Annotated in this window: 16 protein-coding genes and 1 pseudogene; 5 read left to right on the top strand and 12 right to left on the bottom strand. The window is 72.5% G+C overall.

Features of this window, described 5'->3' with window-relative positions; translation table 11 throughout:
- Positions 1–248: 248 nt before the first annotated feature.
- The 4 genes from guaA to LCD35_RS25250 all read right to left on the bottom strand — a co-directional run bounded on the left by guaA (position 249) and on the right by LCD35_RS25250 (position 5,882).
- Entirely contained in the window at positions 249–1,790 is a 1,542-nt protein-coding gene (guaA, locus tag LCD35_RS25235; RefSeq protein WP_224956120.1) for a glutamine-hydrolyzing GMP synthase, read from the bottom strand.
- Positions 1,791–2,027: 237 nt separating this feature from the next.
- A complete protein-coding gene (locus LCD35_RS25240; protein WP_224956121.1) occupies positions 2,028–3,743 on the bottom strand; it encodes an FAD-dependent oxidoreductase in 1,716 nt (571 codons plus the stop codon).
- Positions 3,744–4,077: 334 nt separating this feature from the next.
- Complete coding sequence (locus LCD35_RS25245) at positions 4,078–5,208, bottom strand: GuaB3 family IMP dehydrogenase-related protein (protein ID WP_224956122.1); 1,131 nt, start codon at positions 5,206–5,208, stop codon at positions 4,078–4,080.
- 107 nt (positions 5,209–5,315) lie between these two features.
- A complete protein-coding gene (locus LCD35_RS25250) occupies positions 5,316–5,882 on the bottom strand; it encodes a TetR/AcrR family transcriptional regulator (protein WP_224968006.1) in 567 nt (188 codons plus the stop codon).
- A gap of 93 nt (positions 5,883–5,975) precedes the next feature.
- Here LCD35_RS25250 and LCD35_RS30585 point away from each other — a divergent pair.
- Together LCD35_RS30585 and LCD35_RS30590 are read left to right on the top strand one after the other, a co-directional pair.
- Positions 5,976–6,296, top strand: a pseudogene (locus LCD35_RS30585) (NmrA family NAD(P)-binding protein); the annotation flags it as partial.
- 85 nt (positions 6,297–6,381) lie between these two features.
- Positions 6,382–6,891: an NmrA family NAD(P)-binding protein gene (locus LCD35_RS30590; protein ID WP_308016942.1), complete on the top strand. Its 510-nt coding sequence runs from the start codon at positions 6,382–6,384 to the stop codon at positions 6,889–6,891.
- A 49-nt stretch (positions 6,892–6,940) separates the two neighbouring features.
- Here the strand turns inward: LCD35_RS30590 and guaB are convergent, their stop codons facing one another.
- On the bottom strand, positions 6,941–8,452 hold the full coding sequence (guaB, locus tag LCD35_RS25260) for an IMP dehydrogenase (protein WP_224956125.1): 1,512 nt from the start codon (positions 8,450–8,452) through the stop codon (positions 6,941–6,943).
- A 240-nt stretch (positions 8,453–8,692) separates the two neighbouring features.
- Here guaB and LCD35_RS25265 point away from each other — a divergent pair, with 240 nt between their 5' ends.
- Positions 8,693–9,094 carry a DUF5319 domain-containing protein gene (locus LCD35_RS25265; RefSeq protein ID WP_224956126.1) on the top strand — a complete coding sequence of 134 codons (402 nt, stop codon included), beginning with the start codon at positions 8,693–8,695 and terminating at the stop codon, positions 9,092–9,094.
- A 93-nt stretch (positions 9,095–9,187) separates the two neighbouring features.
- On the opposite strand, the gene LCD35_RS25270 is transcribed toward LCD35_RS25265, so the two are convergent.
- The 5 genes from LCD35_RS25270 to LCD35_RS30345 form a co-directional block, all read right to left on the bottom strand.
- Positions 9,188–10,411: an anti-sigma-D factor RsdA gene (locus LCD35_RS25270; protein ID WP_224956127.1), complete on the bottom strand. Its 1,224-nt coding sequence runs from the start codon at positions 10,409–10,411 to the stop codon at positions 9,188–9,190.
- A gap of 123 nt (positions 10,412–10,534) precedes the next feature.
- Positions 10,535–11,107: a sigma-70 family RNA polymerase sigma factor gene (locus tag LCD35_RS25275; protein ID WP_184483051.1), complete on the bottom strand. Its 573-nt coding sequence runs from the start codon at positions 11,105–11,107 to the stop codon at positions 10,535–10,537.
- A 292-nt stretch (positions 11,108–11,399) separates the two neighbouring features.
- Positions 11,400–11,534, bottom strand: coding sequence for a hypothetical protein (locus tag LCD35_RS30145; protein WP_255615575.1), 135 nt, complete (start codon positions 11,532–11,534; stop codon positions 11,400–11,402).
- A 232-nt stretch (positions 11,535–11,766) separates the two neighbouring features.
- Complete coding sequence (locus LCD35_RS25280; RefSeq protein ID WP_184483053.1) at positions 11,767–12,363, bottom strand: response regulator transcription factor; 597 nt, start codon at positions 12,361–12,363, stop codon at positions 11,767–11,769.
- Positions 12,364–12,661: 298 nt separating this feature from the next.
- On the bottom strand, positions 12,662–14,011 hold the full coding sequence (locus LCD35_RS30345) for a MerR family transcriptional regulator (protein WP_304614391.1): 1,350 nt from the start codon (positions 14,009–14,011) through the stop codon (positions 12,662–12,664).
- A gap of 205 nt (positions 14,012–14,216) precedes the next feature.
- Here LCD35_RS30345 and LCD35_RS25290 point away from each other — a divergent pair, with 205 nt between their 5' ends.
- Positions 14,217–14,519 (top strand): WhiB family transcriptional regulator, encoded by a 303-nt coding sequence (locus LCD35_RS25290; protein WP_224956128.1) that lies wholly within the window; start codon positions 14,217–14,219, stop codon positions 14,517–14,519.
- A gap of 342 nt (positions 14,520–14,861) precedes the next feature.
- Here LCD35_RS25290 and groL read toward each other — a convergent pair whose 3' ends face one another.
- Both groL and groES read right to left on the bottom strand, forming a co-directional pair.
- Positions 14,862–16,481, bottom strand: coding sequence for a chaperonin GroEL (gene groL / locus LCD35_RS25295; RefSeq protein WP_225045072.1), 1,620 nt, complete (start codon positions 16,479–16,481; stop codon positions 14,862–14,864).
- Positions 16,482–16,724: 243 nt separating this feature from the next.
- Positions 16,725–17,015, bottom strand: a complete 291-nt coding sequence (gene groES / locus LCD35_RS25300; RefSeq protein WP_184483059.1) for a co-chaperone GroES — start codon at positions 17,013–17,015, stop codon at positions 16,725–16,727.
- Between the two features lie 787 nt (positions 17,016–17,802).
- Here groES and LCD35_RS25305 point away from each other — a divergent pair.
- Entirely contained in the window at positions 17,803–19,368 is a 1,566-nt protein-coding gene (locus tag LCD35_RS25305) for an alkaline phosphatase (protein ID WP_225045073.1), read from the top strand.
- Positions 19,369–19,416 lie beyond the last annotated feature (48 nt).

The following is a 19,416-nucleotide window of genomic DNA, read 5'->3' on the forward strand; positions in this document are numbered from 1 at the left end:
TTGGGCCCCGGTGCGCGTTTATTTTTTCCCCCCCCCACCCCCCCCGGCCCCCCCCCCCCACCCCCGGCCCAGCGTGCCGGTGGCCCCCGCGCGGCCCCCCCCCCCCCCCCCCTCACTCATGTCCGCCCCGGGGAGCAGAACGATCGCGAACCCCTGCCCCGGGCGGACGACCGTTCACCGCCGTCCCGGCCCGGGAACGAGAACGGGGGGGGCGGTGATCCGCGCGGCCCGTCGGTTCCGGAGTCCGGTCACTCCCACTCGATGGTGCCCGGCGGCTTCGACGTCACGTCCAGCGTGACCCGGTTGACCTCGGCGACCTCGTTGGTGATGCGGGTGGAGATCCGCTCCAGCACGTCGTAGGGCAGCCGCGTCCAGTCCGCGGTCATCGCGTCCTCGCTGGAGACCGGCCGCAGCACCACCGGGTGCCCGTAGGTGCGGCCGTCGCCCTGCACGCCCACCGAGCGCACGTCGGCCAGCAGCACCACCGGGCACTGCCAGATGTCGCGGTCCAGCCCGGCCGCGGTCAGCTCCTCCCGCGCGATCGAGTCGGCCGCGCGCAGCGTTTCGAGGCGGTCCGCGGTGACCTCGCCGATGATCCGGATGCCGAGGCCCGGCCCGGGGAACGGCTGCCGGTGCACGATGGTCTCCGGCAGGCCCAGCTCCAGGCCGACCCGCCGCACCTCGTCCTTGAACAGGGCGCGCAACGGCTCCACCAGCTGGAACTGGAGGTCGTCGGGCAGGCCGCCGACGTTGTGGTGGCTCTTGATGTTCGCCGCGCCGCTGCCGCCGCCGGATTCGACGACGTCCGGGTACAGGGTGCCCTGCACCAGGAAGTCCACGTCGCCTTCGGAGCCCTGCACCAGGTCGCGGGCCGCCTGCTCGAAGCTGCGGATGAACTCCCGGCCGATGATCTTGCGCTTCTCCTCGGGGTCGGTGACCCCGGCCAGCGCGCCCAGGAACTGCTCGGTGGCGTCGACCGTCACCAGCTTCACCCCGGTGGCGGCCACGAAGTCCCGCTCCACCTGCGCCCGCTCCCCGGCGCGCAGCAGCCCGTGGTCGACGAACACGCAGGTCAGCTGCTCGCCGATGGCGCGCTGCACCAGCGCGCCCGCAACCGCCGAGTCCACGCCGCCGGACAGGCCGCAGATCGCGCGCCGGTCGCCGACCTGCTCGCGGATCGCCTGAACGGTGTCGTCCACGATCGACGCGGTGGTCCACTGCGGCTTGATGCCCGCGATGTCGTGCAGGAACCGGCGCAGCACCTCCTGGCCGTGCGGGGAGTGCGCGACCTCCGGGTGGTACTGCACGCCCGCCAGCCGGCGGTTCCGGTCCTCGTAGGCGGCGACCGGGGTGTCCTTGCTGCCCGCGGTCACGGTGAAGCCCTCGGGCGCCTTGCTGACCGAGTCGCCGTGGCTCATCCACACCGGGTGGTGGCCGGGCAGCTCCTCGTGCAGCGCACCGCCGTCGCCGGTGATCTCCAGCTCGGTGCGGCCGTACTCGCGGGTGCCGGTGTGCTCCACCGTCCCGCCGAGGGCCGCGGTCATGGCCTGGAAGCCGTAGCAGATGCCGAACACCGGCACGCCCGCCTCGAACAGCGCCGGGTCGACCTGCGGCGCGTCCGCGGCGTACACGCTGGACGGGCCGCCGGAGAGCACCAGGGCCGCCGGATCGCGCCGGACGATCTCCTCGACCGGCGTGTCGTGCGGGACGACCTCGGAGTAGATCTGCGTCTCGCGGACGCGGCGGGCGATCAGCTGCGCGTACTGGGCGCCGTAGTCGACGACGAGCACCGGCCCCTTCCCCTCGCGCGGCGGACCCGATGCCGGGGACTGGTCAGGGCTGTTGGCGTTACCGGACACGTCGTCGAAACCTCCAGGCGGATGCGTGCGCTGGAACCCATCATCCCAGCTAACCCCCACCGCCCGGGCAGCGGCTCCGCATCGGCCGTCCCCCGCTCGGCGCGAAGACCGCCGGGGTTCCACGGCCCCCGGTGCCGCGCGGCAGGGGCGGAGCGGCAGGACCGGCGGTCAGACCAGCGGCAGGCGCAGGGCCGCCGGCGCCTCGGCGGGGACCGCCGGGCGCTTCGACGGGATCGGCGCCATCCGGTGGTAGCCCTCGGCCTGCGCGGCGCGCCGGTCCGGTTCGCCCTTGTTCGGCCACATGGAGAACGCCCGCTCGGCCTGGGCGGTGATCGTCAGCGACGGGTTCACCCCGAGGTTCGCGGTGATCGCGGAACCGTCCACGATCGACAGCGTCGGGTGCCCGTACGCCCGGTGGTACGGGTCGATGACGCCGTGCTCGGCGTCCTCGCCGATGGCGCAGCCACCGATGAAGTGCGCGGTCATCGGCATGTCGATCAGCTCGCCCCAGGTGCCGCCGGCGATGCCGCCGATCTCCTCGGCGACCCGCTCGTTGGCCTCCTCACCCGCGGGGATGAAGCTGGGGTTGGGCGCGCCGTGGCCCTGCCGGGAGGTGAGCCGGGAGCCGAACAGGCCGCGCTTCACCCGGGTGATCAGCGAGTTGTCCAGGCTCTGCATCACCAGCAGGATGATCGTGCGCTCGCTCCAGTTGCGCACCACCGCCATCTTCAGCGCCTTCAGCGGATCGGTGCGCACGAACCGCAGCCACTGCTTCCAACGCGGGTCCGGGTGGTCGCCCTTGGTCGGGAAGGTCTGCAGCAGGCCCATCGCGTTGCTGCCCTTGCCGTAGCGGACGGGCTCGATGTGGGTGTCCTCGTCGGGGTGGAACGAGGAGGTGATGGCGACGCCGCTGGAGTAGTCCTGCTCGCCGAGCTGCGGCACCTGAGCGCCGATGATGGCCTCGGAGTTGGTGCGGGTGAGCTCGCCGAGCTTCGCCGACAGCCGCGGCAGGTCGCCGCGGTCCCGCGCCCGGTGCAGCAGGTTCTGGGTGCCCCAGGTCCCGGCGGCGACGACCACCTGGTCGGCGGTGAACACCCGGCTGCCGAGCGCGGTCTTCGCCCCGGTGCGGCGGGTGCCGATGCGCCAGCGGCCGTCGCGGCCTTCGGCGAGCCGGTGCACGGTGGTCAGCGGGAACACCTCCGCTCCCCCGGCTTCGGCGAGGTGCAGGTAGTTCTTGACCAGCGTGTTCTTCGCCCCGACGCGGCAGCCGGTCATGCACGCCCCGCATTCGGTGCAGCCGGTGCGCGCCGGTCCGGCGCCGCCGAAGTAGGGGTCGGCGACGGTGCGGCCCGGTTCGCCGAAGTGCACGCCGACCGGTGTCGGGTGGTAGCTGCCGCCGACGCCCATGTCGGCGGCGACCTTCTTCATCACCACGTCGGAGGGGGTGGTGGTCGGGTTGGTGACGACGCCCAGCATCCGGCTGGCCTGGTCGTAGTGCGGGGAGAGCTCGTCCTCCCAGTCGGTGATGTGCGCCCACTGGGAGTCGTTGTAGAACGGCTTCAGCGGCCGGTACAGCGTGTTCGCGTACACCAGCGAACCGCCGCCGACCCCGGCTCCGGCGAGGATGAGGCAGTCCCGCAGCAGGTGGATGCGCTGGATGCCGTAGCAGCCGATCTGCGGTGCCCACAGGAATCGGCGCAGGTCCCAGGACGTCTTGGCGAACTCGTCGTCGCTGAAGCGGCGGCCCGCCTCCAGCACGGCGACCCGGTAGCCCTTCTCGGTGAGCCGCAGCGCGGCGACGCTGCCGCCGAACCCGGAGCCGATCACGACGACGTCGTAGTGCTGCGGACCGCGCTGACCCTGAGCACCGTTGCTGGAAGCCATGCCGGACACGTTAGCCGTCATTACTCGCGGGTAGCCAGTACTTTCCGGCACTGCGCGCGACCCAATTTCCCGACCCCGAGCCCGATCCACCCGATTCAGGACCAGCGACCCACCGGCCCAGACCGGCCGCGAACCGTCCTCGTCCTGTCCGCGGCGGAGCCGCTGAGCGGAGAACCAGCACGCAGCCGGACCACCCGCGGGTTCTCAGCCGCTCCCTCGGGAGGACAGCGTTTTCTCATGTGGCGGAGCCACCTGTGAAAACGATCCCGCAGCGAGGAAGCGGCTGAGGTTCCGCCACCCCACCCCCGCGCAACGGGGGAAGGACGGCCACGGATCAACGCCGCAGCGTCAGGCCTACCTTCTGGAACTCCTTGAGCTCCGAGTACCCGGTCTTCGCCATCGCGCGCCGCAGCCCGCCGAACAGGTTGGTGGTGCCGGACGCCTCGCTGCTCGGGCCGAACAGCAGCTTCTCCAGGTCGACACCGGCACCGGTGAAGCCCATGATCTCGCTGCGCGGCAGGCTCGGGTGCGCGGCGGCCGCGGTCCAGTAGTAGCCCTGGCCGGGCGCCTCCGAGGCCTCGGTGAGCGCTTCGCCGAGGACGACGGCGTCGGCACCGCAGGCGATGGCCTTCGCGATGTCACCGGAGTAGGACAGCGCACCGTCGGCGAGCACGTGCACGTACCGGCCGCCGGTCTCGTCGAGGTAGTCGCGGCGGGCCGCGGCGGCGTCGGCGATGGCCGTGGCCATCGGCACGCCGATGCCGAGCACCTGGGTGGTCGTGGTGGCCATCGACTCGCCGAAGCCGACGATCACGCCGGCCGCGCCGGTGCGCATCAGGTGCATGGCGGTGCGGTAGTCGCCGACGCCGCCGGCGATCACCGGCACGTCGAGGTCCGCGATGAAGCGCTTCAGGTTGAGCGGCTCGCCGTCCCGCGCCACGTGCTCGGCCGAGACGATGGTGCCGTGCACCATGAGCACCTCGACGCCCGCGGCGAGCAGGTCGGGGGTGAGCTCCTCGGCGTGCTGCGGGCTGACCCGCGCGGCGACGGTGACCCCGGAGTCCTTGATCTGCTTGATGGCGCGGGTGAGCAGGTCGTGCCGCACCGGCGCGGCGTGCAGCTCCTGCAGCCGCTTGACCGCGGCGGTCGGCTCCTCGCTCTCGTCCGCGATGCGCACCACTTCGAACAGCAGGTCGTCGACGTTCTCGTGCCGGGCCCAGAGCCCTTCGGCGTTGAGCACGCCGAGGCCGCCGAGCTCGCCGACGCGGATGGCCGTCGCCGGGGACACCACGGCGTCGGTGGGGTGCGTCACCAGCGGGATGCCGAACCGGTACGCGTCGATCTGCCACGCCAGCGACACGTCCTGCGACGACCGGGTCCGCCGGGACGGGACGATCTCGATGTCGTCCAGCTCGTACCCGCGCATGGCCGTCCGGCCCATGCCGATCTCCACCGAATCCCGCACGTCAAGTCCTCCCTGCCAGCACCACAGCACTCCAACGGAGCATTCTCTCTACTCCGGGCTCGGACCTCGCATCCGCCCCGGTCTTTCGGGTCCGGCGCCCGGTGCGTTCAGGCGTGCGGGGCCAGGCCCGCCACGGTCAGCCGGAACAACCTGTCGGCTTCGGCGGCGGCGTCGGCGCGGTGTTCGACGGCCAGCACGATGCCGACGATCACCGTGATCAGGTCGGTGAGGGCGATGTCCGCTCGCACCGCACCGTCGCGCACGGCGCGGTCCAGCAGCGGCGTGCCCGCTTCCTCCAGCGCTCCGGCGCAGGTGTTGCCTTGGACCGGGTCGGTGTCGGGTCCCGCGTAGGACAGCGCGACCGCCAGGCCGCGGACGGTGGCGCAGTAGGCGACCACTTCGTCGAGCCAGCGCAGCAGCGCGTCGCGGCCGTCGGGCGCATCGGCCAGTTCGGCGGCGCGACGGCTCAGCGCGTCGATGCGGCTGTGCGAGACCGCTTCGAGCAGGGCGCGGCGGGTGGGGAAGTGCCTGCGCACGGTCGCCGATCCGACTCCGGCGGTGCGGGCGATCTGCTCCAGGGAGGCTTCGGCGCCGCGGGCGGCGACCTCCTGTTCCGCCACGGCGAGGATGCGGGCGTGGTTGCGCCGGGCGTCCGAGCGCTGCGCTCCGGTCACGGCGTCACCTCCTGCTTCACAAAACGGCGGGGTCCGCCGTATCGTACGGGAGCACAAACGGCGGCCCCCGCCGTTTTTCTCCCGAGGAGCAGCATGCCGACCCATCCCGCACCCGTCCTGGTCTCCGGCGCCACCGGCAGGCAGGGCGGAGCCACCGCCCGCGCCCTGCTCGCCGCGGGCGTTCCCGTCCGCGCCCTGGTGCGCGACCCCGAGACCGAACGCGCCGCCGCGGTGCGCGCGCTCGGAGCCGACCTGGTGACCGGCGACCTCCGCGACCGCGACTCCCTGGCACCGGCGGTCGACGGCGTCCGCGCGGTCTTCTCCGTGCAGCTGCCCGAGCTCACCGCGGACGGCTTCGACTTCGACGGGGAGATCGCGCAGGGCACCAACCTCGTCGAAGCGGCCCGCGCCGCCGAGGTGGCGCAGTTCGTGCACACCTCGGTCAGCGGCGCCGGTCAGCACACCGAGGTGCCCGGCATGGCCGAAGGCCGGTGGGGGGGTGGCGCGCAGCCTGGGCGCCAAGAGCGCGATCCAGGACCGGGTCCGCGAAGCCGGTTTTCCCAGCTGGACGCTGCTCAAGCCCGCCTTCTTCATGGCGAACTTCCTGCCCTCGATGGGCTTCCTGTTCCCGCGCGGCGTCGAAGGCGGCCTGGTCAGCGTCCTCAAGCCGGACACCCGGCTGTCCCTGATCGCGACGGCGGACATCGGGGCCGCGGCGGCCGCCGCGATCGCCGAGCCGACGCGGTTCCACGAGGTCGAACTGGAGCTGGCGGGCGACTTCCTGCCGATGGAGCGGATCGCCGAAGTCCTCTCCGGCGCGCTCGGCGTCCCGCTGACGGCCCCCGACATGACCGAGGCCGAAGCGCTGGCCGCCGGGATGCCGGGCATGGGCGCCACCCACGACTACCTGAACGCGGTCGGCCAGCCGGCCCGCCCCGAGTTCGCCGCCGAACTGGGCCTGCCGACCACCTCGTTCGAGGTGTGGGCGGCCGCGCACCTGCGCGGCTGACCCGGTGCGGAGTAGGGCGCGGGAACCCTCGGCTCCCGCCCCCCGCACCTCACCGGGTCGTGTAGTTCGGCGCCTCGACGGTCATCGTGATGTCGTGCGGGTGCGACTCCTTGAGCCCCGCCGCGGTGATCCGCACCAGGTTGGCCCGCTGCAGCTCGGGGACCGTGGTCGAACCGGTGTAGCCCATCCCGGAGCGCAGCCCGCCGACGAGCTGGTCCACCACCTGCGCCAGCGGCCCGCGGAACGGCACCCGCCCCTCGATGCCCTCCGGCACCAGCTTGTCCTCGGACAGCACGTCGTCCTGGAAGTAGCGGTCCTTCGAGTACGACCGGCCCTGCCCGCGGCTCTGCATCGCGCCGAGCGAGCCCATGCCCCGGTACACCTTGAACTGCTTGCCGTTGACCAGCACCAGGTCCCCGGGCGATTCGGCGGTGCCCGCGAGCAGGCTGCCCAGCATCACGCTGCTGGCACCGGCCGCGATGGCCTTCGGGATGTCCCCGGAGTACTGGATGCCGCCGTCGCCGATGATCGGCACCCCGGCCGGCCGGCACGCCTGGTCGGCCTCGTAGATGGCGCTGATCTGCGGGACGCCGACGCCCGCGACGACGCGGGTGGTGCAGATCGAGCCCGGCCCGACGCCGACCTTGACGGCGTCCGCGCCCGCGTCGACGAGCGCCTGGGCCCCGGCGCGGGTGGCGACGTTGCCGCCGATGACGTCCACCGAGTGGCCCAGCTCCTTCTTCAGGGTGGCCACGGTGTCCACGACCGCCCGGGAGTGCCCGTGCGCGGTGTCCACGACGAGCACGTCCACCCCGGCGTCGACCAGCGCCATCGCCCGCTCGTGCGAGTCGGCGCCGACGCCGACCGCGGCGCCGCACAGCAGCCGGCCGTCCGGGTCCTTGGTGGCGTTGGGGTACTGCTCGGTCTTGACGAAGTCCTTGACGGTGATCAGCCCGCGGAGCTTGCCCGCGTTGTCCACGATCGGCAGCTTCTCGACCTTGTGCCTGCGCAGCAGGCCGAGCGCGGCTTCCGCGGTGACGCCGACCTGCGCGGTCACCAGCGGGGCGGGCGTCATGATCTCGCGCACCCGGCGGGTGTGGTCCACCTCGAACCGCATGTCGCGGTTGGTGATGATCCCGACGAGGGTGCCGTCGGGGTCGGTGACGGGGACACCGGAGATCCGGAAGCGGGCGCACAGCGCGTCCACCTCGGCCATGGTGTCCTCGGGCGAGCAGGTCACCGGGTCGGTGACCATGCCGGCCTCGGAGCGCTTCACGACCTCGGCCTGCGCGGCCTGCTCCTCCACCGACAGGTTCCGCTGCAGGATGCCGACACCGCCCTGGCGGGCCATGGCGATCGCCATCCGCGCCTCGGTGACGGTGTCCATCGCCGCGGACAGCAGCGGCACCCGCAGCCGCACGTTGCGCGACAGCTGCGTTCCCGTGTCGACGCCGCTGGGGATCACATCGGACTCATCGGGCAGCAGCAGCACGTCATCGAAGGTCAACCCGAGCGTCGCGAACTTCGCGGGGAAACCGGGGGCGGTGAGTTCGCTGGTCATGGCGAGGCGGTGTGCCTTCCTGCAAGCAACGGTGCGGTGACCGAAGGTTCCGGGCGGGGGCTCATCGGCGATACCGGGCCACCGGAGGCGGCGGTTCGACGACGTCCCCGGCGCGAGCGGCAGGTGCGATTGCTCCATGATAGAGACCCCGCTGGTCAGACATGGGAAGCGGTGGTGCAACGCACGTGCGCACCCGCGCGGGCGCCCCGAGCGGCGGTGCAGGTCGTGGTGGGCGGTACCGTGCCGGGCGTGCCGCACGATCCGCTGCCCCCAGACCCGTTCGCGGGCGACCCGGAGGACCCGAGCAGAGCGCTCGACGACCAGGAGCCCGAGTTCGGCCCGCCGCTAGGCGAGGACGAACGGGCCGAGCTCCTCTCCGACCTCACCGACCTGGCCGTCTACCAGGCGTTGCTGGAACCGCGCGGTGTCCGCGGCATCGTCGTGGACTGCACCGACTGCGGTGAACCGCACTACCACGACTGGGAACTGCTGCGCTCCAGCCTGGAGCAGCTGCTGCACGACGGTCGGATGCGCCCGCACGAGCCCGCGTTCGCCCCGGACCCCAGCGAATACATGAGCTGGGAGTACTGCCGCGGCTTCGCCGACGGCGTCACCGAGACGGAGAACGAGAACACCCGCTGATCAGCGGCTCCCGCCTCCCCGCCGGGCACGAAGCCCACCGAACATGAAGCGGGTCCGCGCCCCTCACGGGCGCGGATCCGGGTTCGTGCTTGCTCAGTTGGGCGAGGGGAACAGCCCGCCGCCGTTGTGCGGCGCCGAGGTCGAGTCCTCGGGATTCCCGCTGGACGGCAGGTCGGAGCTGCCGCTGGTCTCGCTCGGCTCCGTCGTCGGCTCGGTCGGCTCCTGCGAGGAGCTCGGTGTGCTCGGCGAGGTCGGCGTCGGCCAGTCCGGCGGCGGCAGCTGCGGGTTCGACGGCGGGGGCGGCTCGACGGTCGTCGTCGACGTCGGGTGCGAACTCGACGAGGACTCCGAAGTGGATCCGCCCGGCAGGTGCGGCTGCTGGAAGCGGTTCTCCAGCACCTGGTGCCGCGCCTCCAGTTCCTTGAGGTGGGCACCGGCGTTCTGCATCGTCTCGTGCGCCAACTGCAGGGACACCTTCGCGTCGCTGTAGTTGCCCGAGTTCCACAGGCTTTCCGCCTCGTCGAGCTGCGACTGCGCCTTCTGGGCGGCCGCGGCCTCCTGGGAGTGATCGCTGTAGAGCACCTGCGCCACGCCCCACAGCATGTCGCCGGGCATCGCGTCCCGGGCGGCGAGGCCGACCCCGGTGAACCCGATCATCAGCACCGCGGCGGCCGAGGCCACCGGGACCAGGTGCCTGCGGCGGGACTTGCGGCGCGGCCTGCTGCCCGCGGCGATCGCGGCGACCGCGGCATCGGTGTCCACCAGGTCGCCGATCGGCGCCGCGTCCACCTCCCGCCGCCACGCGACCAGCAAGGATTCCAGCGCGGGCGCGGTGTCGGCGGACTCCGCGGGCACGTTCGGATTGGTGCCGCCGAGCGCGTCGAGCAGCGCGTCGTCGGCCTGCAGTTCGGAGAGGTTCAGCGGTTCCGAACCGACCTCGTCGGCGTCGATCAGGCCCGCCGCCGTCGCCTGCTCGGTGTCGGCGTCGGTGAGCAGGGGTCGTCGCCGGAAGTCCAGCACCGTGGCACCGGACTCCGCGGCCGAGGTGCCCGCCGGTTCGGCCACGACCTCGTCCTCGGGGCGCGCCGCCCGGATCGTGCGCTGCTCGTCCGCCTCGTCCGCGGAACCGGACTCGCCGGTCCGTTCAGCGGATTCGCCAGGCGTGGCCGAATGGGCCGAATGGACGGTAGGGTGGTCCCCGGCGTCCCCTTCCGGACCGTCGGAGATCTCGGCGGTGTGCGACCCGGACGCCGCCGGGGTGGCGGAGTCGGACTCTCGATTGTCGATCAGCTCGGCTCCCTCGCCAGCGGCGGGCACGGCCGGAGAATCCTCCGGCGCACGCGTTCCGCCCGCACGGTCGTCCTGCCGGCCGGAATCGACGGGATCGTCCGAGGCGTGCTCCCGTTTCGGGGCGCGCTCCGATTCTTCCCGCTCGACCATTCAGACCACCTCCTCCGCGGACAGCGTCTTGCGCAGCCGGGCCAGTGCGCGGTGCTGTGCCACTCGCACCGCTCCCGGAGTCGAACCGACCGCTTCGGCCGTTTCCTCCGCGGACAACCCGACGACCACCCGGAGCAGCAGGATCTCCCGCTGCTTGGCCGGGAGGACGCGCAACAGCTGCGCCATCCTGCCCGAAAGCTCACCTTGCATGGCCCGCTGCTCCGGTCCAGCCTCGGACTCCGGGGTGTCCGGAACGTCCGCCACCGGCTCGGAGCGGTTGCGGGCCGACGCCCGATGAGCATCAGCCACCTTGTGCGCGGCGATGCCGTACACGAACGCCAGGAACGGACGACCCTGATCCCGGTAGCTGGGCAACGCCGTCAGCACGGCGAGGCACACTTCCTGGGCGACGTCGTCCGCCGAAGCGAACGACCGTTCGTTTCGTCCTACCCTGGCGCGGCAATACCGCACCACCAAAGGACGGATTTCGGCCAGCAAGCGCTCGATCGACTGACGATCGCCGTCGACGGCGGCGCCTACAAGTGCGTCCAGCCCGTCCCCCACGTTGCTCATCGCAGACAGCAGCCCTGGTGTTACGCGTTCAAGCGACTCGGATTTGCTCGGCGAACATCACGTGCACCGCACGCAGCGCCGAGGTCACCGTACCGGGAAAGGACAGATCCCTGAACAGGGAGTGGGGGCCAGCGGCGGTCGTTGTCACGTAACCATAACTACCAGATATCCACCCGAGCATCGTCCGCGCAGTCCGGAACCGGCACTGATCGACGGATGGTAGGGGGGGACGTTCGCGACACGACGGTCGACTCCCGGCTCGTCCCGGCCGGGTCGTGGGACGTGTCCGCCGTCATGTCCCGGCGATGCGGAAGCACCGGGACATGGCGGCGGACACCGAAGTCCTGTCGACGCCGCCGAGCCCGAACGGCGGCGTCGAGGTGAACCGGGCGGCGGCCGCGGGCCGCTTTCCGGCGAGGGGCGTCACACAGCAGGAAGGAGCTCCCGCGGAACCTCCTCGGATCATCGGTCGAGCCCTCGCGAGCGAGGGCCCGGTCGCCGGGCTGTGCCGGGCACCGGAGTCGTCCGGGGCGAACCGCCCTGGACGAACGCGATGCGAGGCGCGGCCCGCCGCCCGCGGGCGATCGGCGCACGTCGTGCTCCGACCGGAACCCGGATGATCGAGCGAGCAGGTGGGCATCCGCGGAGTCCCGTTCGACTCAGGCGACCAGCCCTCGTCTGAACCCGTGCGCCACCGCCTGTGCCCGATCGCGCACTCCGAGCTTCCGGAAGAGCCGACGGGCGTGGGTCTTGACGGTGTCCTCGGACAGGTAGAGCTCGCGGCCGATCTGGCCGTTGCTCTTCCCCTGACTCATCCCCCGCAGCACTTGCAGCTCGCGTTCGGTGAGCTGCACGCCCGGATCGGACGGCTGCCGCGGCGCGGGGACGGACGTGCTGGCCAAGGTGTGCGCCAGCGCGGCGACCAGCTCCGGCCGCGAGGCGTCCCAGCGCAGGTATCCGCGCGCACCGCCGGCGATGGCCGCCGCGATGCTGCCCGCGTCGTCCGGCGCACCGAAGACGATCACGTTGGCCTGGGGGTGGGCGGAGACGAGCCGCCTGGTGGCCTCGACACCGTTCGGCACCGCGCGTTGGGTGCCGACCAGCACGACGTCCACCGCTTGCCGCGCGAAGCGCGCGAGCAGCTCGTCACCGTGTGCTACGCAATCAATCCGGCTCACTCCTGGGACAGCAGACATCACGCGAGTGAGCCCTTCCCGGACGCTGCGTCGGTCATCACAGATCAGGACCGTCGTCACGGGAACTCCTTCCTGCAGGCGAGTGACGTTCCTCTTCCCCTATCGGACGCAGTGCGGCGAACCTTGACACGATCTAGTGCTGAATCCGTCCAGAGATCGGCTCACGCCACTCGTTCGAGATATTCACCGGAACGGAGCAGGGCCCGACGCGGGTGCGGGCGAGAGCCGATGTCACCCCTCGCTCAAGGCCCATACCTGCGATATTCACCCTGTTGTGGCCCTGTCGGGCGATCAGCCACCCGATCTCGCGACCCCCGGCATTCGGCGGAAACTTGCCATAAGTGATTTGCGTCACATGTCAATCGAGCACGACGCGAACGACGCCTTCCGCGGCCTCCGCGAGGTTCGAGACCGTCTCCGCATGCCCCGGCAACCGGCCCGGCGCCCAGCCCGATCCGGCGGCGAACACCCGGGCCCGCTGGCGCGTCCCGGGCAAGCCGGCGAGCAGTGCGGGCGCCGCGTAGTGCGGCTGCTCCGACCAGAGCACCACCACCGACGGCGCCGCCCGGCGCACCGCGGCGTTCAAGCCCTCCGGCGGCAGGCCCGCGCCGAACAACCGGATCCCCACGCCGCGGGCGGCCAGTTCGGCGGCCAGCGCGACCAGCTCCAGCTCCTGCTGCTCCCCCGGCACCGGCGCGAGCAGCACCGGGCGCGGGTTGCGCGGTTCGGGAGCGGTGGCCAGCACCGCGCGTAACGCGGTCGACGCGCTGTCGGCGAGCAGCCGCAGCGCTTCCACCCCGGTCCCGGTGTGCTGCCAGCGCCCGGTCACCGCGGTCAGCACCGGCGACAGCACCTCGGACCAGGTGGCGAGCACGCCGTGGTGCTCGATCGACTCGGCGAGCAGGCGCTGCTGGTGCCAGGCGTCCAGCGCGAGGACCGCCCGCCCCAGTCCCCGGGCGCGCGGTCCGGCACCGGTCAGGCGCAGACCCCGCCCGCCCGGGTTGGCGGCGGACGCGACGGGTTCCTCGTCCAGCGGGTCGAGCACGCCGGAGATGAGGACGGGTTCGGCGGTCGCGGGGGCGGCGGGCACCGCCGCGCCGTCCTCGTGCCGGGGCAGCGGCGGGGTCGCGGCGAGCGCGTAGCGGGCGGCTTCGGCCGGGGACGCGCCGCGGAGCAGGGCTCGCTGCATCTGCTCCAGCCGGGCGACGTCCTCGGGCCCGTAGCGGCGGTGGCGCCCGGTGGCGTGGTCGGTGGGGCCCAGCCCGTAGCGGCGGTCCCAGGTGCGCAGGGTCGCGGGCGCGCCGCCGAGCCTGCGGGCGACGGCCGCGACGGAGAGGCGGGGCTCCTCCGGCTCGGCGGCGCCGGACGGTTCTGCCGCGCCGAGCAGTCCGGTGGCGAGCTCGGCGTCCGGCCGGTCGTCCGGTGCGCCGTCCGCGTCCGCTCCTCCCGACGTTCCCGACCGGTCTTCGGCGGTGGTGCCCGGATCCCCGTCCTGCCGGGCCGTCGGCTCCGTATCGCGACGGTGCCTGCCGCCCTCGCCGGCGGCTCGGTCCGCGCCCGCCTCCGCGATCTTGCGGTGGGCGCCGTTCCGATCTTCGCCGGTGCCTGCGGCGCCGCCGGCGAGCGCAGGGCCGTCCGGGTGGTCGGCAAGTCGTGGATCAACCGCCCGGGCGGCGCCGTGCTGCCCGGACAGGGGTTCCTCCCGCATGGTCACGCGGTCATGTTCCGGATCGTGGCGGCCGGTGGCAAGCGGGTGCACCCGGATGCCACCGGTCAGAGATCACCCGTCAGTGAACAGCTTTCGGCGCGAAAGGGGTTGAACAAGTATTGGCGCGGTTCTACCTTGGATCATGCGAGGCCACGGCAGCCGCCGTGGCGGGGAGGGGATCCACCGGTGGGAGGTGGTTGTCGCAATGGCCGACACTCGACGTCTTCCAGGCCCGAACGCGGACATCTGGGACTGGCAGATCAAGGGTTCGTGTCGCGGGATGGACAGCGCGTACTTCTTCCATCCCGACGGCGAACGCGGCCCGGCACGGGCGCGGCGTGAGTCGAAGGCGAAAGAGGTGTGCCAGCACTGCCCGGTTCTGGACCAGTGCCGCCGGCACGCGCTGGCCGTGCAGGAGCCCTACGGGATCTGGGGTGGGCTTTCGGAGTCCGAGCGCGAAGTGATCATCAAGACCCGCAAGCGCCGGGTGGCCGCACTGGCCGGTTGAGACGCGACCGCCGCGCGAACGGCGGTGGCGGCGCCCGCACCGGGCGGGCCGAATCGGATGACTGCGAGGGGCGTCATCCGCTGCGGACCCCGGAGCGAGCGCGGAAACGAATCAGGGGCGACACCCGTGGGTGCCGCCCCTGACCCACGTCCTGCTCCGGCGGCAGGACCACCGGCCGGAGCCGTTCTCGGTACTCCTCGTCAGCGGTACCGCCGCTGAGCGCGACGACCTGGCCCGGTGACCGGGCCCCGCGGGCCCCGGCGGCCCCTCGCGAACCCGGCGCTTCCGCGTCGGTCCGCGGGAACCCGCCGGCCCACCGCCGGGCCGGAGTTCCTCGGGAGGTCAGTGGGAGTGGCCGTGGCCGTGGCCCGCGGCCTGCTCCGCTTCCTCCTCCGGCTTCTCCACCACGGCGCTCTCGGTGGTCAGCACCATGCGCGCGATGGAGGCCGCGTTGGCGACCGCGGAGCGGGTGACCTTCAGCGGGTCGACGATGCCCGGCTCGATCAGGTCGCCGAAGGTGAGGTCGGCGGCGTTGTAGCCGGCGCCCCAGTCGAGGTCGCGGACCTTGGAGACGACGACGGCGCCTTCCTGGCCCGCGTTGCTGGCGATCCAGAACAGCGGGGCTTCGAGCGCCTTGCGGACGAGCCGCACGCCGGTGGCCTCGTCACCGGTGAGGCCGAGGTCGCCCTCCAGCGCCTTGGACGCGTGGATGAGGCTGGAACCGCCGCCGGGGACGCTGCCCTCCTCGGCCGCCGCCTTGGACGCCGCGACGGCGTCCTCGATGCGGGACTTGCGCTCCTTGAGCTCGGTCTCGGTGGCCGCGCCGACCTTGATCACGGCGACGCCGCCGGCGAGCTTGGCGAGCCGCTCCTGCAGCTTCTCGCGGTCCCAGTCGGAGTCGCTGGCCTCGATCTCCTTGCGGATCTGCTCGACGCGGGCCTGCACGTCGTCCTTGCTGCCGTGGCCGTCGACGAGGATGGTGTCGTCCTTGGTGACGGTGACGCGGCGGGCGCTGCCCAGGACCTCGGGGCCGGCCTCGGAGAGCTTGAGCCCGACCTCGGGGGCGATGACCTGCGCACCGGTGACGGCGGCGAGGTCGTCCAGGAACGCCTTGCGGCGGTCGCCGAAGTAGGGGGCCTTGACCGCGACGACCCGGAAGGTCTTGCGGATCGCGTTGACGACCAGGGTCGACAGCGCCTCGCCCTCGACGTCCTCGGCGATGATCAGCAGCGGCTTGCCGTTCTGGGCGACCTTCTCCAGCAGCGGCAGCAGGTCCTGGATGTTCGAGATCTTGTCCCGGTGCAGCAGGATCTGGGTGTCCTCCAGGACCGCTTCCTGCCGCTCCGCGTCGGTGACGAAGTACGGGGAGACGAAGCCCTTGTCGAACTGGACGCCCTCGGTGACCTCCAGCTCGGTGGCCAGCGTCGAGGACTCCTCGATGCTGATGACGCCGTCCTCGCCGACCTTCTCCATCGCCTCGCCGACCAGCGCGCCGATGTTCTCGTCGCGGGAGGAGACGGTGGCGATCTGGGCGATGTTGTCGCGGCCCTTGACCGGGGTGGCCTTGGCCTTGAGCGCCTCGACGACCGCGTCGGTGGCGGCCTGGACCCCCTTGCCCAGCGAGGCAGGGTTGGCGCCGGCGGCCAGGTTGCGCAGGCCTTCCTTGACCAGGGCCTGGGCCAGCACGGTCGCGGTGGTGGTGCCGTCGCCCGCGACGTCGTTGGTCTTGGTGGCGACGTTCTTGGCGAGCTGGGCACCGAGGTTCTCGTACGGGTCGTCGAGCTCGATCTCGCGCGCGATGGTGACGCCGTCGTTGGTCACCTGCGGGCCGCCGAACTGCTTGTCCAGCACCACGTGCCTGCCGCGCGGCCCGAGGGTCACCTTCACGGCGTCGGCGAGCTGGTTGACACCGCGCTCCAGCGCGCGGCGCGCCTGCTCGTCGAAGCTGATCTGCTTAGCCATGTTTCAACAGCCCTTCAGCATGGGGTGTTCGGAGGCCGGTCGTGGTCGCCCCGGCGCGAACTCGGTTCGACCCGGCGCGCCGGAGCGGTCCGGACGGCTGCCCGGTGGACCGCCCCGGTGCGGCGTCGGGTCGGCGGAGTCGCCGCATGCGTGCGGGCGCGACGTCCGGCCTGGGATAGACCACCGCCCCGGGGTCCCGGAGGCGGGACCACCGGGGCGGTGGGGTGCGCATGGTGCGGGTCGTCAGTTGACGACGGCCAGCACGTCGCGGGCGGAGAGGATCAGGTACTCCTCGCCGTTGTACTTGACCTCGGTGCCGCCGTACTTGGAGTAGATGACGACGTCACCTTCCTGCACGTCGACGGGGACGCGGTTGCCCTTGTCGTCGACGCGACCCGGGCCGACGGCCAGGACCTTGCCCTCCTGGGGCTTCTCCTTGGCGGTGTCCGGGATCACGATGCCGGACGCAGTGGTCGTCTCGGCTTCGCTCGCCTGGACAACGATCTTGTCCTCAAGCGGCTTGATGCTCGCCACGGTGTGACCTCCACCTTCTGGGGCCTGCGTAAGCGTTGGCTGTGGTTTGGGTGACGGCTCCGTGGCTCCCCGTCGTCGCGGGTGCCGGGGCGCAGCGGCGCCGTGCTGATTGGCACTCTACCCACGCGAGTGCCAAGCCTCAACAACCGGGCACCCGATCCGTCGTCACTCGATGGCGCGGAACGCGGATCGGCGAGCGGTGACCGGCCGCGGACGTGCGCGGCGCGCGCCCCGGTAGCGCGGAACTGATCTCCGGTGATCGCCCGGTCGTGCCGGCGGCCGATCTTGCCGGTGCGGAACCGTCGAGGTGGGCCCGGGTCGAGCTGGGACGGGTGGGCCGGGCGGCGGCGCGGCGCGGTCGCCGCCGACCGGCCCCTGCTGCCGATCTTCGCAGGTAGATCGGCATGCGGGAAATGTCACCGGAACCCGAGGGCGGTTCACACCATCGAGGCGCTGTGGCTTAGGTTCTGCCGCATGGCTCCGACGAAGCCCACGAACCGTCCGTGGGAACGCCGCCCTCGCCCCTCTCGCCCACCCGGCCCGTCCGGGCCTCCCGGCCGGTCCGGCTGGCGCCCGCGCTGATCGCTCCTCCCGCTTCGCGGAAGGCCCTGCGGCGCGGTCGCGGTGATCAACAACCCGTCTTCGCCAGAAGTTAACCGGATGCCCACCGGGCGCGGATACCTTTCCACCCGTTCGAGTGAAGCCGAAAGCGGGCGCACGCCTGCTTCGACGTGCACCGAGCACGTCGGCCGCGGCGACCACCGAGGTCTCTGGGAGGACCGCCCGAATGCCCGACCCCACCACATCCCGATCCGTGTCCCGGCGCGCCGTGCTGCTCGGCGGCGCGGCCGCGCTGGGCGGCACCGCGCTCGCGGGAACCGCCCTCGCCGGACCGCTACCGCTGCGCGGCGCGGGCACCGGACGCCCGCTCCGCGACCCGTTCACCCTCGGCGTCGCCTCCGGCGACCCCGTTCCGGACGGCGTCGTGCTCTGGACCAGGCTCGCCCCCGACCCGACCGCCGACGACGGCCGCGGCGGCATGCCCGACAAGGTCGTCGACGTGCAGTGGGAGGTCGCCGAGAACGAGCGGTTCAGCCGCGTCGTGCGGCGCGGCCAGGCCCAGGCCGCACCGGAGCTCGGCCACAGCGTGCACGTCGAGCTCGAAGGACTGCGGCCCGGCGCCGAGTACCACTACCGGTTCCGCGCCGAAGGCGCCGTGTCCCGTGCCGGCCGCACCCGCACCGCCCCCGCGCCCGGCTCGCTCGACCCGCTGACCATGTGCTTCGCGTCCTGCGCGCACTTCGGCCAGGGCCACTTCACCGCCTACCGGCGGATGGCCGAGGACCAGCCCGGGCTGATCCTGCACCTCGGCGACTACCAGTACGAGTACGCCGCCGAGGACGACGACGTGCGACGGGTGCTCGGGCCGGAGACCCGAACGCTGGCGAACTACCGGCAGCGGCACGCCCAGTACAAGACCGACGCCGACCTGCAGCTCGCGCACGCCACCGCGCCGTGGATCGTCGTGTGGGACGACCACGAGACCGAGAACAACTGGGCCGGGGACGTGCCGGAGACGCCCGACGAGCACTTCCTCGACCGGCGCGCCGCCGCGTTCCAGGCGTACTACGAGAACATGCCGCTGCGCTCCTCGGCCAAGCCCGTCGGCGCCGACATGCGGCTGTACCGCCGGTTGGGCTGGGGCGGGCTGGCCACGTTCCACATGCTCGACACCCGCCAGTACCGCGACGACCAGCCCTGCGACGACGCCGGGAACGTGGACTGCGCGGAGCGGCTGGAACCGGACCGCACGATCACCGGCGCCGAGCAGGAGCGCTGGCTGCTGGACGGGCTCACCACCTCGCAGGCGCGCTGGGACGTGCTGGGGCAGCAGGTGTTCTTCTCCCGGCTGGACAACGACGTGGACGAGGGCGTCGCGTTCAGCACCGACTCGTGGGCGGGGTACGTGGCGAACCGGGACCGGATCGCCACGGGGCTCGCGCAGGCGCTCAACGCGGTGGTGCTGACCGGCGACGTGCACCGGCACTGGGCCGCGGAGGTGCAGGCCGCGCACGAGGACCCGGACTCGGCGGTCGTCGGCACCGAGCTGGTCACCACCTCGATCACCAGCGGCGGCGACGGGGACGACGACCCGAAGTCGGCGGTGCTGGCGGAGAACCCGCACATCAAGTTCCACCGGAACCGCCGCGGCTACGTGCGCACCCGGTTCGGCGCGGACGAGCTGCGGGCGGACTTCCGGACGGTGCCGCACGTGACGGAACCGGGCGGTGCGGCGAGCACCGCGCGGAGCTTCACCGTCGCCGACGGCGAACCGAGGCTGCACGAGGCCTGATCCGCCGTGGGTGCCGTCCGGCTCGGTCCGGGCGGCACCCGTTCGGCC

Source organism: Saccharopolyspora sp. 6V (genome assembly GCF_020176785.1).
In the GTDB taxonomy this organism is placed as follows: domain Bacteria; phylum Actinomycetota; class Actinomycetes; order Mycobacteriales; family Pseudonocardiaceae; genus Saccharopolyspora_C; species Saccharopolyspora_C gregorii.

Excerpts from the sequence above, each read along its gene's own strand:
- LCD35_RS25290 (WP_224956128.1), top strand. The coding sequence starts at position 14,217 with ATGGCCGACACTCGACGTCTTCCAGGCCCGAACGCGGACATCTGGGAC.
- LCD35_RS30345 (WP_304614391.1), bottom strand. The coding sequence starts at position 14,011 with ATGCGGGAGGAACCCCTGTCCGGGCAGCACGGCGCCGCCCGGGCGGTT.
- LCD35_RS25240 (WP_224956121.1), bottom strand. The coding sequence starts at position 3,743 with ATGGCTTCCAGCAACGGTGCTCAGGGTCAGCGCGGTCCGCAGCACTAC.
- LCD35_RS25305 (WP_225045073.1), top strand. The coding sequence starts at position 17,803 with ATGCCCGACCCCACCACATCCCGATCCGTGTCCCGGCGCGCCGTGCTG.
- groL (WP_225045072.1), bottom strand. The coding sequence starts at position 16,481 with ATGGCTAAGCAGATCAGCTTCGACGAGCAGGCGCGCCGCGCGCTGGAG.
- LCD35_RS25275 (WP_184483051.1), bottom strand. The coding sequence starts at position 11,107 with ATGAGCAACGTGGGGGACGGGCTGGACGCACTTGTAGGCGCCGCCGTC.
- guaB (WP_224956125.1), bottom strand. The coding sequence starts at position 8,452 with ATGACCAGCGAACTCACCGCCCCCGGTTTCCCCGCGAAGTTCGCGACG.